The sequence below is a fragment of the Acidovorax sp. KPB24-07 genome (assembly GCF_057543315.1).
In genome coordinates this window covers 1-669 of the sequence record NZ_BAAJYS010000887.1, presented here as the reverse complement: position 1 = coordinate 669, position 669 = coordinate 1, and the positions used below count along the sequence as shown (strand labels likewise).

Sequence of the window (669 nt, the reverse complement as noted above, 5' to 3'; positions counted from 1 at the left end):
TCGTAGGCATCGCGCAAGTAAAAGCCCAGCTCATCAATTGCAATGGATGCTTTCCTTGCTCCTTTGGGAACGACAAGGCCAGAAACGGCAACTTTGAGGGTCGCCTCTCCCATCGCGCCATAAAAGTCATCCAAGGGATCGCTGAAAACGCCCGAATTTCAGGTAGTTCACTTGGCAAACATCGTCCAGCACTTTGGCCGGCTGAGCGAGATCGCCGAATCGCCAGGGGCCTGAAACGTTCACCATGGCCTGCGCATTGACGCGCTGCTTCAGCAATTCGAATGCGCCAGGACTCGCCCACTGTGCCTGCAACTTCGACATCGCCGCTCGTACCCTCGCAAACCCCAGCGCCCATGCCATGGTGGCTGTGTTTTCATCCAATTGCGCAGGCAGCAATCGACTCAAAACGCTTCGGGCCCTGGCTCAGCTTTATCTCGTCTGTCATCTCAAAAGCCGCCCCGCGAAACCACCGCTCCATCAATGCCGCCGCCACCGGCCACCCCATGCGCGAGCGCATCACGCCAGGAATATCGTTGAGCTGAAACAGCCGCACCTTCGGCGCAGCTTTTTCTCCAGCTGCGCACTGCAGCCGCTCCTGGTCTACCTTGACCATGTCCCTTCATGCAACCTCCCTCGTCCTTGATCGCCTGTTTTTTGAACTGCGGATTC

3 protein-coding genes are annotated in these 669 nt (G+C 57.4%); all 3 read right to left on the bottom strand.

Annotated elements, in window-relative coordinates; translation table 11 throughout:
• The coding region (locus AC27IQ_RS26485; protein ID WP_487091439.1) for a DUF6402 family protein at nucleotides 1-113 on the bottom strand (113 nt) is incomplete at its 3' end.
• A 13-nt stretch (nucleotides 114-126) separates the two neighbouring features.
• Nucleotides 127-360: a DUF6402 family protein gene (locus tag AC27IQ_RS26480; RefSeq protein ID WP_487091438.1), complete on the bottom strand. Its 234-nt coding sequence runs from the start codon at nucleotides 358-360 to the stop codon at nucleotides 127-129.
• A gap of 13 nt (nucleotides 361-373) precedes the next feature.
• On the bottom strand, nucleotides 374-613 hold the full coding sequence (locus AC27IQ_RS26475) for a DUF6402 family protein (protein WP_487091436.1): 240 nt from the start codon (nucleotides 611-613) through the stop codon (nucleotides 374-376).
• Nucleotides 614-669: the final 56 nt, after the last annotated feature.